Annotated in this window: 13 protein-coding genes; 11 read left to right on the top strand and 2 right to left on the bottom strand. The window is 43.9% G+C overall.

Annotation, left to right across the window (positions count from 1 at the left end; all coding sequences use genetic code 11):
* Positions 1 to 190: 190 nt before the first annotated feature.
* The 5 genes from brnQ (at position 191) to ACQEXT_RS06215 (ending at position 6715) form a co-directional block, all read left to right on the top strand.
* Complete coding sequence (brnQ, locus tag ACQEXT_RS06235; protein ID WP_138972127.1) at positions 191 to 1504, top strand: branched-chain amino acid transport system II carrier protein; 1314 nt, start codon at positions 191 to 193, stop codon at positions 1502 to 1504.
* A gap of 161 nt (positions 1505 to 1665) precedes the next feature.
* A protein-coding gene (prfB, locus tag ACQEXT_RS06230) for a peptide chain release factor 2 (protein ID WP_138972126.1) occupies positions 1666 to 2764 on the top strand; the annotation gives its coding sequence in 2 pieces (ribosomal slippage) (positions 1666 to 1740 and positions 1742 to 2764; 1098 coding nt in all).
* A gap of 38 nt (positions 2765 to 2802) precedes the next feature.
* Entirely contained in the window at positions 2803 to 4320 is a 1518-nt protein-coding gene (gene lysS, locus ACQEXT_RS06225; protein ID WP_426951091.1) for a lysine--tRNA ligase, read from the top strand.
* A gap of 306 nt (positions 4321 to 4626) precedes the next feature.
* Positions 4627 to 5961, top strand: a complete 1335-nt coding sequence (gene vpsR / locus ACQEXT_RS06220; protein ID WP_426951090.1) for a cyclic-di-GMP-binding transcriptional regulator VpsR — start codon at positions 4627 to 4629, stop codon at positions 5959 to 5961.
* A 502-nt stretch (positions 5962 to 6463) separates the two neighbouring features.
* Positions 6464 to 6715, top strand: coding sequence for a DUF1127 domain-containing protein (locus tag ACQEXT_RS06215; RefSeq protein WP_138972123.1), 252 nt, complete (start codon positions 6464 to 6466; stop codon positions 6713 to 6715).
* A gap of 37 nt (positions 6716 to 6752) precedes the next feature.
* Here ACQEXT_RS06215 and ACQEXT_RS06210 read toward each other — a convergent pair whose 3' ends face one another.
* The gene (locus ACQEXT_RS06210; RefSeq protein WP_331417574.1) at positions 6753 to 7787 is read right to left on the bottom strand and encodes an NADP(H)-dependent aldo-keto reductase; all 1035 of its coding nucleotides are present in this window, start codon (positions 7785 to 7787) and stop codon (positions 6753 to 6755) included.
* A gap of 128 nt (positions 7788 to 7915) precedes the next feature.
* Here ACQEXT_RS06210 and ACQEXT_RS06205 point away from each other — a divergent pair, with 128 nt between their 5' ends.
* A complete protein-coding gene (locus ACQEXT_RS06205) occupies positions 7916 to 8227 on the top strand; it encodes a DUF6482 family protein (protein WP_138972122.1) in 312 nt (103 codons plus the stop codon).
* Here ACQEXT_RS06205 and mutH read toward each other — a convergent pair.
* Entirely contained in the window at positions 8224 to 8889 is a 666-nt protein-coding gene (gene mutH / locus ACQEXT_RS06200) for a DNA mismatch repair endonuclease MutH (protein WP_138972121.1), read from the bottom strand. The two genes, ACQEXT_RS06205 and mutH, sit on opposite strands and share 4 nt — an antisense overlap.
* 632 nt (positions 8890 to 9521) lie before the next feature.
* Between mutH and rppH the strand changes: the two genes are divergently transcribed.
* The 5 genes from rppH to ACQEXT_RS06175 are packed head-to-tail and all read left to right on the top strand — an operon-like array spanning position 9522 to position 14830.
* Positions 9522 to 10040: an RNA pyrophosphohydrolase gene (gene rppH, locus ACQEXT_RS06195; RefSeq protein WP_138972120.1), complete on the top strand. Its 519-nt coding sequence runs from the start codon at positions 9522 to 9524 to the stop codon at positions 10038 to 10040.
* 2 nt (positions 10041 to 10042) lie between these two features.
* Positions 10043 to 12289, top strand: coding sequence for a phosphoenolpyruvate--protein phosphotransferase (gene ptsP, locus ACQEXT_RS06190; RefSeq protein ID WP_426951088.1), 2247 nt, complete (start codon positions 10043 to 10045; stop codon positions 12287 to 12289).
* A gap of 35 nt (positions 12290 to 12324) precedes the next feature.
* Complete coding sequence (locus ACQEXT_RS06185) at positions 12325 to 13089, top strand: sulfite exporter TauE/SafE family protein (RefSeq protein WP_419723652.1); 765 nt, start codon at positions 12325 to 12327, stop codon at positions 13087 to 13089.
* A 58-nt stretch (positions 13090 to 13147) separates the two neighbouring features.
* Positions 13148 to 13969: a prolipoprotein diacylglyceryl transferase gene (lgt, locus tag ACQEXT_RS06180; RefSeq protein ID WP_269377394.1), complete on the top strand. Its 822-nt coding sequence runs from the start codon at positions 13148 to 13150 to the stop codon at positions 13967 to 13969.
* Between the two features lie 9 nt (positions 13970 to 13978).
* Entirely contained in the window at positions 13979 to 14830 is an 852-nt protein-coding gene (locus tag ACQEXT_RS06175; RefSeq protein ID WP_426951087.1) for a thymidylate synthase, read from the top strand.
* The last annotated feature ends 40 nt before the right edge of the window (positions 14831 to 14870 follow it).

Genomic DNA, 14870 nt, shown 5'->3' with positions numbered 1-14870 from the left:
CAATCTGTTTGATGTAGTGATATATGCTGCTTTTTACTTGTGATTATAAATTTATATGGTGTTTTTCGCCTTTGGGTTGCGAGTTGATGAGGTTTTCGTCATTATGCGCGCCTTAATTTAAAGAGTGGACGGCAATTATTGACCATCCAACAAACACAACATTCATTAGATTATAAGTAAAGGGTCGACAGTGAATCAGACTTTAAAATTAACAGATATTCTTGCGGTAGGCTTTATGCTATTCGCTTTCTTTTTGGGTGCAGGTAACATCATCTTTCCACCTCTAGCTGGTCAATTGGCTGGTGAAAACGTTATTCCTGCAATGTCAGGCTTTCTTCTAACTGCAGTAGGTCTACCTCTTATTACTATCGTTGCTATTGCAGTTGCTGGAGGCTCGTGGGAGCACCTGACTAAGGATCTTCCGCAACGCGGTGCCATGATTATGGCTGTGTTGATTTTTATCATCATTGGCCCAGCATTCGCGGCACCACGTACAGGCTTGGTTGCATACGAAATGGCGGTGAAACCTTTCTTTGCTGACGCGGCGCAGTCTCATCTGACTCTATTTTCAATCCTTTTCTTTGCTGTTGCTATGTTCTTTGCATGGTCACAAGGCAAGCTGATTGATGTGATTGGTAAAGTTCTAACACCTGTCTTGTTCCTAGGTCTGATCGTATTGGCTGTTGCGGTATTCATTGATCCACAAGGTCAGTTAATCGCGGCTCAGGGCGAATATCTTACTCATCCGTTGCAAAAAGGTTTCCTTGAAGGTTACAACACCATGGATACCTTCGGCTCATTAATGTTCGGTGTATTGATTGTTGATGCACTTCGCCAGAAAGGCATTACAGAGCAAAAAGCAACGTCTAAGTACTTGATCAGTGCAGCTTGTATTGCTGCGGCTGGCCTGACATTTGTGTACGTATCTCTGTTCTATCTTGGTGCGACAAGTGCAACGGTTGCATCAGGTGCAGATAACGGTGGCGTGATCTTGAGCCTCTATGTGCAGTCTCTGTTTGGTCCTTACGGTCAGCTTGTGCTTTCTGTGATTGTATTGTTAGCGTGTTTGACAACGGCTATTGGTCTTGTGTCAGCGTGTTCAGATTACTTTAGTTCACTGACGCCAATTTCATACAAGACTTGGGTTATTATCAACGGTGTAGCCTGTGCGGTTGTTGCTAATGTGGGTCTTTCACAACTGATCGCTCTGTCGGTACCAGTTCTATTCGCACTATACCCAGTTGCTATTGCGTTGGTTGCATTGACTTTCCTTCGCAAGAAATTACCAAACCCTAAAGCGGCATACCGTGTGGTGATCCTTGTTTCTTTACTGTTTGCATTGATCGACGCTGCGAAGGTTGCGGGTGTTGATGTGTCAGCACTAAACATGTTGCCGTTATTTGATATCGGTATGGGTTGGTTACTACCAACGGTTGTGGCTATGGTTGCAATGCTATTTGTTGGCAAAGTTGAACAGCCAGTATTGGCGGAAGAGAACGCATAATTTCTCATCTTATCTAGTTAACAATCCCCTGTCGCGTAAGGCGTGACAGGGGATTTTTTTTGCATTTGAGTTTTTATGCAGCGATAAAAAATTCCTGTATCTTCATCACACTTTTGAGTACAATTCCTCGGTTAAATTCTACTCATAAATGTTGAGCAAACATGTTTGAAATCAATCCTATTAAAAACCGCCTAAAGGATGTGTCTGAGCGCACGAATATCCTGAGGGGGTATCTTTGACTATGACGCAAAACAAGAGCGTCTAGAAGAAGTCAACGCAGAATTAGAACAGCCAGATGTATGGAACGAACCTGAACGTGCTCAAGCACTAGGTAAAGAGCGTTCATCATTGGAAGCGGTTGTAGAAACTATCGACCTTCTCATTCAAGGTGTGGAAGATGTTGAAGGGCTACTTGAGCTGGCTGTAGAAGAAGAAGATCAAGAAACGTTTGATGAGATCGAGCCTGAACTTGCTGAGCTTGAATCTAAGTTAGAAAAGCTAGAATTCCGTCGCATGTTCTCTGGAGACCATGACGCTTCGGATTGCTACATTGATTTGCAATCAGGCTCTGGTGGTACAGAAGCGCAAGATTGGACTTCAATGATGCTGCGCATGTACTTGCGTTGGGCTGAAGCAAAAGGCTTTAAAACTGAGGTTATTGAAGTATCAGAAGGCGAAGTTGCAGGTCTAAAAGGCGCGACGGTTAAGATTTCTGGTGAGTACGCTTATGGTTGGTTACGTACCGAGACAGGTGTTCACCGTTTAGTTCGTAAATCGCCATTTGATTCAAGTGGCCGCCGTCATACTTCGTTTGCTTCTGCGTTTATTTATCCTGAGATTGATGACAACATCCAGATCGACATTAACCCTGCTGATCTGCGTATTGATGTTTACCGTGCATCTGGTGCTGGTGGTCAGCACGTCAACACGACAGAATCTGCGGTACGTATTACTCACGTACCAACCAATACGGTTGTGCAGTGTCAGAATGACCGTTCTCAACATAAGAACAAAGACCAAGCAATGAAGCAGCTTCGCGCCAAGCTTTTTGAACTAGAGATTCAGAAGCAAAATGCGGAAAAACAAGCGAACGAAGACGCTAAATCTGACATTGGTTGGGGGAGTCAAATCCGTTCTTACGTATTGGATGATTCTCGCATTAAAGATTTACGTACTGGCGTTGAAAACCGTAATACTCAAGCGGTTCTTGACGGCGATTTAGATAAATTTATTGAAGCTAGCCTGAAATCAGGTCTTTAAGCTTTTCACCGACACTTACGAAACAGGATACATCGAAAATGACTGATGCTGTTCAAAACGACAACGTACAAGAAGAAAACAAGCTGATTGCAGAACGCCGCTCTAAATTGGACGAGATCCGTAAGAGCTGTAAAGCAAACGGCCACCCAAACGACTTCCGTCGTGACGCGCTAGCGGGCGACCTTCAAAAAGAGTTCGCTGAAAAGACCAAGGAAGAGCTAGAAGAGCTAAACCATGTCGTCGCGGTTGCAGGCCGTATCATGGCTAAGCGTGGTCCGTTCCTAGTGATTCAAGAAACGTCTGGCCGTATCCAAGCATACGCAGATAAAGACGTTCAAAAAGTTCTAAAAGACAAATACCAAGGTCTTGATATCGGCGATATCGTTGGTGTTAAAGGTGCGCTACATAAATCTGGTAAAGGCGATCTTTACGTGAACATGGAAGAATACGAATTGCTAACTAAGGCACTTCGTCCACTTCCAGAGAAGTTCCACGGTCTGACTGACCAAGAGATGCGTTACCGTCAGCGTTATGTTGATCTTATTGTTAACCAAGATTCTCGTGAAGCATTCATCATTCGTTCTAAACTGGTTTCAGCGATTCGTAACTTTATGAGCTCAAAAGGCTACTTAGAAGTTGAAACACCAATGATGCATGTTATTCCTGGTGGTGCGACGGCTCGTCCATTCGTTACTCACCATAATGCACTCGACATCGACATGTACTTGCGTGTTGCGCCTGAGCTATACCTAAAGCGTTTAGTTGTTGGTGGTTTTGATCGCGTATTCGAGATCAACCGTAACTTCCGTAACGAAGGTCTATCTCCACGTCATAACCCTGAATTTACTATGATGGAATTCTACCAAGCATACTCTGATTACAAAGATCTGATGGATCTGACTGAAGAGATGTTAAGTACGGTTGCGATGGACGTGCTAGGTTCGACATCAATGCCTTACGGTGATGAAACGGTTGAGTTTGGTGGTAAATACGCTCGAATGAGCATGTTTGAAGCGATCAAACATTACAACCCTGAGCATGCAGAAATTCAAGCTCTAACCGAAGCGGATCTTCAAGATCGCGACAAGATGGTTGCGATTGCCAAGTCTGTTCATGTTGAAGTGGAAACTTTCTGGACGTGTGGTCAGTTACTTGAAGAGATCTTTGGTGAAACAGCAGAACCTCAGCTAGTTCAACCTACCTTCATTACTGGTTACCCAGCTGACATTTCTCCGTTGGCTCGTCGTAGTGATGATAACCCGTTCTTTACTGACCGTTTTGAGTTCTTCATTGGTGGTCGTGAAGTAGCAAACGGCTTCTCTGAGCTTAACGATGCACAAGACCAAGATGAGCGTTTTAAAGCTCAGGTAAATGCAAAAGATGCTGGTGACGATGAAGCTATGTACTACGATGCAGACTACATCACCGCTCTTGAGCACGGCCTACCACCAACAGCTGGCCAAGGTATTGGTATCGACCGTCTAGCGATGCTATTTACCAATACTCATACGATCCGTGACGTAATCTTATTCCCTGCGATGCGTCCTCAAGCGTAAGTACCAATTAGTTTAAAAGCCACCTTCGGGTGGTTTTTTTATTTCTATCGCCAGTTTGGTGATTTTCTGTCGCTAAGTTATTCAGAGATAGGGGGGGGATGCCATTCGGTAAGATAATGAAATTTTATTTATGGCGGTAAAATAGTTTGAATCTACTCTCACAATGTATGGAAAAAAGGCGATTCAACCTCTAGTCTTATTATTGAGACAGATTCTCTGCCAGAGTCTCTATAATGTAACCAAATAGATTTATATGTGCCTAAGCACACATTGTATTCATATTATCAATAATAAGGAATATGCTTCATGGGTAGTCAATTCCGAATGGATTCCATTCCGGGTTCTTTGGTCGTAGTGGGAGGGACCTACGAACCGTGGCTTTCAGTGTTAGAGCAGGTAGGTTGGAGATGTACTCAGTGTGGAGATTTACGAAAGGCCGATGCGTTGTTTACTGAAACAGGCCCTTGTATTGGCATCGTCGATCTAAGCCATGATGAGTTTAGTCTTAACGGTATAGCAAACCTAGTTAGCAAACATAAGCAAGTTCGCTGGTTAGCGTTTATCAGAGAGTCTCAATTGAGTTCAGATACTATCTGTCAGTTCATTGTTAACTTCTGTATCGACTTTTTTACTGCACCAATTCCAGATGCGCAGCTTCTTAGTACAATCGGACACCAGCTTGGAATGCTCAAGCTAGAGAAGAAAGTATGGCCTCATTATGGCAATCAAAGTGACATGGGAATGATTGGTGATTCTATCCCAGTAAAACGTCTCCGTGATCAGATTAAACGTATTGGTCCAACTGACGTCAGCATTCTTATATATGGTGAGAGTGGTACAGGAAAAGAGACGGTGGCTCGAGCTGTTCATCGAACGTCTGCCCGAGCAAACAAAGAATTCATCTCTGTGAACTGTCGAGCGATGTCAGAGCGCCGTATTGAGAGCGATCTATTTGGTATCAATCGTGATGATTTAAGTGAGCCCTCGATTCTTGAAAAAGCGCACGGAGGAACGATCCTCCTTAATGATATTTTGACTTTACCGAAATCTCAGCAGTTCAATCTGCTCAGATTCCTTCAAGAAGGTATGGTTGATACAGCATCAGGCCGTAAAGAGGTCGATGTGCGTGTTTTAGCTGCTAACTCAGCCGATATCGAAAAAGCATTGATTGATGGTGACTTCAACGAAGAGCTTTATCACTATATCAATGTATTGCGCATTAATGTCCCTAGCCTGAAAGAGCGTGCAGGAGACGTTGCAATTTTGGCTCGCCATTTCTTGCAGGAGTACTCGAAAGAGTACAATGCTCAGGCCCGCAGCTTTACTGAAGAAGCGACCCGTGCATTAACTCGCTACCATTGGCCTGGTAACGTTCGTGAACTCATGAACCAGATTAAACGAGTGGTGCTAATGTCGGATACCGTGATGTTAGATGAAGTTCACCTCGATTTACCAAAGCGCAGTGATAGCCGCCGCAGCCTCAAGAGCATTCGTGAGCGCAGCGAGCGAGATGCACTACTTTTGGTTCTTGAATCGCATGCAGGGCAAGTGTCTATGGCAGCCAAAGAGCTCGGTGTATCACGTGCAACAATGTATCGTTTGTTGAACAAACATAACCTGATCTCTGACATTACTGTCTAATTGTTTGTTTTGTAAATAAAAAGCCACGCTCTTCCCGAGTGTGGCTTTTTTATTTGGCACGGATAATGCTCTGTCATACAGATATAACTAAGTTGAATATATTATATCTAACCATCCATTTTGGTTATTTTTGGGTTAAAAAATTGTTTTAATCTTATCGACAAAAAAGGGTTGAATTTATAACCTTCATGGTTAGAATTTAACCATGAGCTAGAGCTCATACCCATCAAACTTTGGATTATTACATTAGCTAGGAGGCACACAATGAAACATATCACTGTTAAATCATTTATTTGTGTCTCTATCGATCTAACCATCTCTAAGATGGCTGACTTCAAATGCAGTGCGTTTGGCGCCGATCGAAAACTAACTGACCTAATGTAATTAGTCCGTATCCACATTTTTTAATTGGCTGCGGGAAAGCAGCGAATTAAAACACCCTATTGATCTTTATCGATTCGTTGATCTTTTCCCAGCTACCAAACTCAACTGGAGAAAACTCATGAGTCATTCTGTATATCTAAAACTAGCAACGCTATTGGTAAAAGCGGATCTACGTCGTGAAGAGAAGCAATGGAAACGCAAATTACGTCGCAGTGCATTCGATATTCCATGGAATAATGAGCATTTGTTACGTGATATTGGTCTTGAGCTAGATGGACGCCCAATCGGCTTTTCTGAGCCAGACAGTGTTAAAGCCGAACGTCGCATTCGTCATCTTCGTCGTGTGCTAAGCGCGCGAATACCGACGTAATCAAAAGGGCAGGTGGCTTCGCCTGCCCGACTCAATACTATGGACAAGGATTGGAGTAAGTCGTCCCAATTTCTTGAATACCTTGAAGCAACTCATCGGTTAAAACGACATCTAAACTATCAATATTTGATTTAAGCTGATCCAAGTTTGTCGCACCAATGATATTGGCTGCGACAAAAGGTCTTTGATTGACAAAAGCTAACGCCATTTGAGCAGGATCTAAGCCATGATTTCTCGCCAGATTTACGTATGCTTGAGTGGCTTCAATACCTTGTGGAGTAAAATAGCGGACAAAGCGTTCGAACAAAGAACAGCGAGCCCCTTCTGGTTTATGTCCATTTAGATATTTTCCACTTAAGCAACCGAAGGCCAATGGTGAGTAGGCGAGCAGCTGAACACCTTCATAGTGGCTGATTTCTGATAAGCCAACTTCGAAACTACGATTGAGCAAGTTGTAAGGGTTTTGAATTGATACGATTCGCGGAAGCTCATGTTTTTCCGCTAGCCTCAGCAATGTCATCACACCCCAAGGCGTTTCATTCGATACGCCGATATAGCGAATTTTCCCAGCCTTAATTAGCTCAGCTAGCGCTTCAAGTGTCTCTATTAGCGTTACCTCTTCCTGTGTGTCAGGATAAGGGTAATTCAGCTGACCAAAACAGTTAGTTTTTCGTTGTGGCCAATGCAGTTGGTAAAGATCAACATAGTCGGTTTGCAGACGTTTTAAGCTATCGTCAATGGCTAAGTGGATATTGCGACGATCTAAGCTCATATTTTCGCGGATGTAGGGAACATTACGCGGGCCAGCGACTTTTGTTGCGAGGACGACTTTTTCTCTTTTTCCGGATTTCGCTAGCCAATTACCAATGAATTGCTCCGTTAGACCCTGTGATTGTCCTTGCGGTGGAACAGGATACATTTCAGCGGTATCAATGAAGTTCACACCACGTTCCAATGCATAATCCAGTTGGCTGAATGCTTCTTGCTCGGTGTTTTGTTCACCAAATGTCATCGTGCCAAGACAGATCTTACTAATCTCCAATGTGGAGTGAGGTAGCTTGTTGTATTGCATCGACCTTCCTTGTTGTAAAGAGAGATATGATCCCACTATAGGGGAATCGAGTATCAATAGAAAAGGGGACAGCTAACAAATTCGCAAAATTGCGCAAGTTGACTACTATTGAATACTGGAGGTGAAGAATGCAAAAAACTCAATTACATAAGTGGATTCATGGTGAACACAAAGAAAGTTACCAACCCCCTAAGGTGTTTGTTATAAGCTGTTCAGACCTATCTCAATACTTGCTCGCAGTTGAATACAAGCACAAACTCGAACCAATAAGAATCGACGATGACCCCGTTCACTTTGACTCACTAGAACAAGTCAAAGATGAACTCAATCGTTTGGGAGTGGAGAGGGCATATCTTCGTTTACACAATGCTTATGATGAATGTGGTTTAGGTGATGGCCCTTCGTATCATGATCAAGAGATATTGATCACAACCCACTAAATGAAGTTGTTCTCCAAAATCTTTGCCGTAAATTGGGTTCTTAAATAAAAACCTCGCGGCAGGGTTTTTATTGGCTTTCCACTGGCACCATAGGCCTCTGTTAGAACACGACTGTTTGCTGCTTTCGGACGAAGTTGTAGTACTTCTCCGTGGCGTGCGGTGATCTGTTCAACACGACCGAGCACGATCATTTCCATTAATTCTTCCCAGTCAGTGCGCAGTTGCTGTTCTTCTTCCTCCGTTGGGGACCAGATAAGAGGAGAGCCCACTCGCCTTTCCGAAAGGGGGATCTCTCGTTCTCCTTCAACTGGCACCCAAAGCACGCGTGACAGTTTATTACGCACGTGGCTGGTTTCCCAAGTCAGGCCGTGAACACCGATCAGCGGAGCGACACAAACAAAAGTCGTTTCGAGTGGTTTTCCGATATAGCTGATCGGGATTGTCTTTAGTTCAATTCCCAGCTGTTCAAAATCTTGTTGTGGCTTGCTGCCCGCGGTTGCTCCTAGGTGCCACTCCAATAGTTGTCCAACCCATCCTTTATCTCGGCGTAGATCGGGTGGCACATCAATGTCGGCTTCTGCCGCTAACTCTTGAAAGGACATCCCCGCAATATCGCAGGCTCTGGAGAGTAACTCTTGCTCGGACTTAGGCTCTGATTTCATATCGGTTGGTGTCGATTGGTTTAATGTGCTTATTGTAGCGAATTACTTTCAAATTACGACCAACAAGCAAAGATCGAACAGTTCGAAAAATTGGTGAAAAGATCAACGTTCAACTAGTTATCCACAGGTGATGACGAAAAAAAGTGATTTTTTTGCAAGTATGTATGAATTAACAGGGGTTTAGGCAGACAAAATAGCTTGAGTTTTGGCTCGGATGGTGACTATTGATGATAGTGGTGTGGATAAATGCACTGCTGGTGGATCTTTGACCGATCTGATCATGAAGATGAATTGCTCTAACGATAGGCCTTTATGATATTTGGTTTGAATGTTTAAGTTGTTGTTTTTATTTTATTTGTTTCTATTGTTTTCATGTTTTTTATGTGTTTTCTTCTCAAGCTGTATGCTTATTGATCACTTTCTCATTGATTCTTCACATACTTATACACAGAAAAGGTGAATAAATGTGGGCTATGTCTCACAACTGTGTGAGTAACCTTTGGTTTGATTAAAAGTTATCCATTTTGGGTGTCCAAAGTAATATTTTCTGTGTTAGTCACACTAGTAAGTTTGCTCATATTGGGGATATGTGGAAAAATCACTGTAATTAAGAATTTAATAGAGGTTGGCCAGTGATAGATGGCGATGGTTACCGCTTAAATGTGGGTATTGTAATCTGTAACAGCCATGGTCAGGTCTTCTGGGCAAAACGATACGGACAACACTCTTGGCAATTCCCTCAGGGAGGGATTGATGAAGGTGAAACCCCTGAACAAGCAATGTACAGGGAGTTATATGAAGAGGTTGGTCTTAGCAAAAAAGACGTAAAAATCGTAGCGACGAGTCGTCATTGGCTGAGGTACAAGTTACCTAAGCGGCTAGTTCGTTGGGATTCTAAGCCTGTTTGTATCGGCCAAAAACAGAAATGGTTTCTACTGCGTTTAGATTGTGATGAATCAAGGATCAACATGCAACGTGGTAGTTCCCCTGAATTTGATGGTTGGCGTTGGGTAAGTTATTGGTATCCAGTCAGACAAGTGGTTTCTTTTAAGCGCGATGTTTATCGTCGGGCAATGAAAGAGTTTGCATCAATGGCAATGCCATTTAAAGAACGCAGAGTGAAAGGCAAACGTAAACACAAAAGAGGATAGACATGCTTTCTCAACTAAGGGAAATAGTTGAACAAGTTTCTAAAGTCGATGAAGTTCATCAGGCTTTAGATATCTTGGTTAAACAAACATGCAGTGCGATGAGCACTGAGTGTTGCACTGTCTATCTCGCCAATGAAGAGATGCAGCGCTTAGAGTTAATGGCGACTCAAGGCCTGCGTTTCAAAGGCGACAAAATCCACATTCGCTTTAGTGAAGGTCTCGTTGGTTTGGTTAAGCGTAGTGCCGAACCTCTTAACATTGCTGAGGCCTCAAAACACCCCGATTTCAAGTACTTTTCTGAGCTTGGTGAAGAGATTTATCAAAGCTTCCTTGGCACGCCAATTATCTATCGTAAGCAAGTTCTCGGTGTATTGGTGGTTCAGCAAAAAACGCCTCGCTTATTTAATGAGATGGAGGAGTCATTCCTAGTCACGCTGGCTGCTCAGCTTGCGGTTATCATTGCGCATGCCCAAACTCAGGGACATTGGCGTCTTGAGAAAAAACAGCAAGCAATACGTGGCGTACCCGCTTCATCAGGGGTAGCGATAGGTGATTTTTGGTGGGATGACACCCAGCCTGATCTGACGAATGTTTATCCTGCATCGACGTTGGATATTGAGCGCGAACAAGAGTGGTTACTGTTGGCGATCGAAGAGGCGTTGAATGATTTTCGCCGAATGCGTAAGCGACTTGATAACGAGATCAATAAAGATGCGCTAGCGATTTTCGATCTGTTTACCCACCTGCTTAACGATCCTATGTTGCGTAAAGATTTAAAGGCGCAGATTCACAAGGGAGACCGAGCGGACTGGGCATTGCGTCAAGTGGTCGAATCCTACTCTAACCGTTTTGCTCGTATGTCGGATGTTTATCTCAGAGAACGAGCTCAGGACATCCGCGAATTGGGGCAACGGTTATTGTTCTTCTTGTACAACACGGATCAAGATAGAACGGTCATTGATAAACCCGTTATTTTAGTCGTGAGGGAGTTGACAGCAAGCTTACTCGCTTCGATTCCCAAAGATAAGTTACTCGCGGTTATCTCACTGGAAGGAGCGGCCAATTCTCACGCTGCGATTCTTTCCCGTGCATTAGGCATTCCCGCGGTTATGGGGGCTAACCTTAACCCTAAAGCGATAAAAGGCAAGTTGGGTATCGTCGATGGTTACAGCGGAAAAATACTGATTTCACCAAACAAACAGTTACTACGCGAGTACCGTGCTTTAGCTAATGAAGAGCGTGAATTGGCTAACAAGGTTAATCAACGCATCGAAGACCCCGCTTTTACCAAAGACGGTGAGCGAATTGAGGTGATGTTGAACGCGGGTTTGAGTGCTGATGCCAATATTGCGATTAACCAAGGTGTCGACGGCGTAGGGCTTTATCGAACCGAGATTTCTTTCTTACTTCAACACAGGTTTCCGTCAGAAGAAGAGCAGACTCAGCAGTATCAAGCTGTGTTAGACACCTATCCAGATAAACGTGTGGTGATGCGTACCTTGGATGTGGGTGGTGATAAGGCATTGCCATATCTACCCATTGAGGAAGACAACCCATTTTTAGGCTGGCGTGGGATTCGTTTTACATTGGATCATCCAGATATTTTCTTGATGCAGATCCGCGCTATGATGCGTGCGAGTGCCACTCATCAGAATTTAAGTATCTTGTTACCTATGGTTTCTGGGGCTCAAGAGCTTGATGATGCGATTGCTCTAATAGAACGCGCTCACCAAGAAGTGGTGCTATTAGATGAACGCATTCGTATGCCACAAATCGGAGTGATGATCGAAGTTCCATCGATGATCTATCTGCTGCCGTTGATTGCCAATAAAGTCGACTTTGTTTCTATCGGGACTAATGACTTAACTCAGTATCTACTAGCGGTTGATCGCAACAACTCACGTGTAGCGGATGTTTATGAGTCAATGCACCCTTCGGTGATCATGGCCCTTAAGCATATTCATTCGACCTGTCAGGAATTAAATATTCCAGTCTGTATCTGTGGAGAGCTCGCCGGTGACCCAATTGGCGCTTTATTGATGGTCGGTTTAGGTTATCGAAGTCTAAGTATGAATACCTCAAACGTTGCTAAGGTGAAGTACTTGTTGCGTCATACCGAAACTGGAGAATTGCAACAACTGGCTGACAAAGCTCTGATGCAACCTTATGGTCATAACATTTATACTATGATGCAGTCATTTTTTGAGGATAAGGGCTTCGCAGGCTTTATTCGAGCAGGTAACAAATAGGGTTCAATGTGTCGATAGCATTACTTTTGTCTTTTATGGCTCTCGGTGCCGTGGTCGGCGTCATGGCTGGTTTGTTGGGGATTGGTGGTGGGCTCATTGTTGTTCCAGCCTTATTGTTCATGCTCCCTGCGGCCGGTATCGATGCAAATATTAGTATGCACATTGCTCTGGCTACGTCATTAGCGAGTATTATTGCGACCTCTGGTTCATCTGCACTCAATCATTTTAGACTTGGTAATGTCGATATGTTCGTGGTCAAGTGGTTGATGCCAGGTGTGGTTGTTGGCGGGTTTTTAGGCGCGAATGTCGCCGAATGGATTCCGTCTCAACACTTACCGAGAGTCTTCGGGGTTATCGTATTGTTACTGGCTATTCAGATGTTATTTTCTATTCATGGTAAAGCATCTAAGAGCATGCCAGGCAGCACTGCCACTATGTTTTATGGCACGGGTATTGGTGTTATTTCGAGTCTCGCTGGTATTGGTGGCGGTTCTCTCTCGGTTCCGTTCTTAAACCGCCATGGCATCGAAATGCGCAAAGCAGTGGGTTCGTCGTCAGTGTGTGGTTGCCTTATCGCCATTTCAGGAATGGTGGGCTTTATTCTCCATGGTTACAAGATTGAGGATTTGCCAGCGTATAGCATTGGTTACGTTTATTTACCTGCTTTAATCGCAATTGCATCCACCTCTATGCTCACCACGCGCATTGGTGCTAAGCTTGCTACCTCATTACCTACACCTACATTGAAAAAAATCTTTGCACTATTTTTAATGTTTGTTGCCGGAACTATGTTGCTATAACGCGCTCTCATCTTATACGTTTCGAAATAATCTGAACTTTATAAAGAGTATTAATCCTATGTCTCAGGGATATCTAACTTTTCCAAATATTGATCCAGTGCTTGTCTCCATTGGACCGCTATCTATCCGTTGGTATGGATTGATGTATTTAGTCGGCTTTGCTTTCGCGCTCTGGCTTGCCAATAGACGAGCTGATAAAGCCGATAGTGGCTGGACGCGAGAGCAGGTATCTGACTTGCTATTTGCCGGTTTCTTAGGGGTTGTGATCGGTGGCCGTGTTGGCTATGTAATTTTCTATAACTTTGACCTTTTCCTTCAAGACCCACTTTATTTATTTAAGGTCTGGACGGGGGGAATGTCGTTCCACGGTGGTCTCCTTGGTGTGATTAGCGCCATGTTCTGGTACGCAAAGAAAAACGGCCGTACCTTTTTTGGTGTCGCTGACTTTATCGCGCCGTTAGTGCCATTTGGTTTAGGTATGGGACGCTTGGGTAACTTTATGAATAGCGAACTGTGGGGACGTGTAACCGATGTGCCATGGGCGTTTGTCTTCCCTAATGGTGGTCCTTTGCCTCGCCATCCGTCTCAGCTTTATGAGATGGCGTTGGAAGGTGTGGTACTGTTCTTTATCTTAAACTGGTTTATCAAAAAACCTCGCCCGCTCGGTTCGGTGTCTGGATTGTTTCTCGCGGGTTACGGAACCTTCCGTTTCCTTGTAGAATACGTGCGCGAACCGGATGCCCACTTAGGTCTATTTGGTGGATTTATCTCAATGGGACAAATCCTCTCACTACCTATGGTGATTATCGGGATTCTGATGATGGTTTGGGCGTATAAACGTGGCCATTACAAAGATGAATTACCACAACAAGCGAAGTAAGGAATTGGTGTGAAACAGTATTTAGATCTCTGTCAGCGAATCGTTGACCAAGGTGAGTGGATTGAAAACGAACGTACTGGCAAACGTTGCCTGACAGTTATCAATGCGGATCTAACGTACAACGTGGCAAATAACCAGTTTCCATTGGTGACAACGCGAAAAAGCTTCTGGAAGGCCGCCGTTGCTGAGCTACTTGGCTATATTCGTGGTTACGATAACGCTGAGGACTTTCGCAAACTAGGTACGAAAACGTGGGATGCAAATGCGAATCTGAATGAAGCTTGGCTAAATAACCCTTACCGTAAAGGTGACGATGATATGGGGCGCGTTTACGGTGTTCAGGGGCGAGCATGGGCCAAACCTGATGGCGGTCATATCGACCAACTGCGTAAAATTGTAGATGATCTGACTCGTGGTGTTGATGATCGCGGTGAAATTCTAAACTTCTACAACCCTGGTGAGTTCCATATGGGTTGCTTGCGCCCTTGTATGTACAGTCATCACTTCTCGTTACTGGGTGATACGCTTTATTTAAACAGTACTCAACGCTCCTGTGATGTTCCTCTTGGGCTTAATTTCAATATGGTTCAGGTCTACGTCTTTTTAGCCATTATGGCGCAAATTACCGATAAGAAGCCGGGTCAGGCGTATCATAAGATTGTTAACGCACATATCTATGAAGACCAATTGGAGTTGATGCGTGATGTGCAGTTAAAACGTGAGCCACTAAAAGCGCCGAGCTTCCATATTAACCCTGAGATTAAGAGTCTAGAAGATTTAGAAACTTGGGTGACACTGGATGATTTTTGGGTTGAAGGTTATGAGTACCATGATCCGATTCAATATCCGTTTTCGGTGTAACACGGTTTAATTTTGAATAATGAGAAAAGGGCTCCAAGAG

The organism is Vibrio sp. TRT 29B02, from assembly GCF_050113655.1.
In the GTDB taxonomy this organism is placed as follows: Bacteria; Pseudomonadota; Gammaproteobacteria; order Enterobacterales; family Vibrionaceae; genus Vibrio.
Note: the sequence above shows the minus strand (reverse complement) of the source record. Positions and strands in the feature narration are given on the sequence as shown.

Coding starts and splice junctions, on each gene's coding strand:
- vpsR (WP_426951090.1), top strand. CDS start 4,627: ATGGGTAGTCAATTCCGAATGGATTCCATTCCGGGTTCTTTGGTCGTA.
- lgt (WP_269377394.1), top strand. CDS start 13,148: ATGTCTCAGGGATATCTAACTTTTCCAAATATTGATCCAGTGCTTGTC.
- ptsP (WP_426951088.1), top strand. CDS start 10,043: ATGCTTTCTCAACTAAGGGAAATAGTTGAACAAGTTTCTAAAGTCGAT.
- mutH (WP_138972121.1), bottom strand. CDS start 8,889: ATGAAATCAGAGCCTAAGTCCGAGCAAGAGTTACTCTCCAGAGCCTGC.
- lysS (WP_426951091.1), top strand. CDS start 2,803: ATGACTGATGCTGTTCAAAACGACAACGTACAAGAAGAAAACAAGCTG.
- ACQEXT_RS06210 (WP_331417574.1), bottom strand. CDS start 7,787: ATGCAATACAACAAGCTACCTCACTCCACATTGGAGATTAGTAAGATC.
- ACQEXT_RS06215 (WP_138972123.1), top strand. CDS start 6,464: ATGAGTCATTCTGTATATCTAAAACTAGCAACGCTATTGGTAAAAGCG.
- ACQEXT_RS06185 (WP_419723652.1), top strand. CDS start 12,325: ATGGCTCTCGGTGCCGTGGTCGGCGTCATGGCTGGTTTGTTGGGGATT.
- ACQEXT_RS06205 (WP_138972122.1), top strand. CDS start 7,916: ATGCAAAAAACTCAATTACATAAGTGGATTCATGGTGAACACAAAGAA.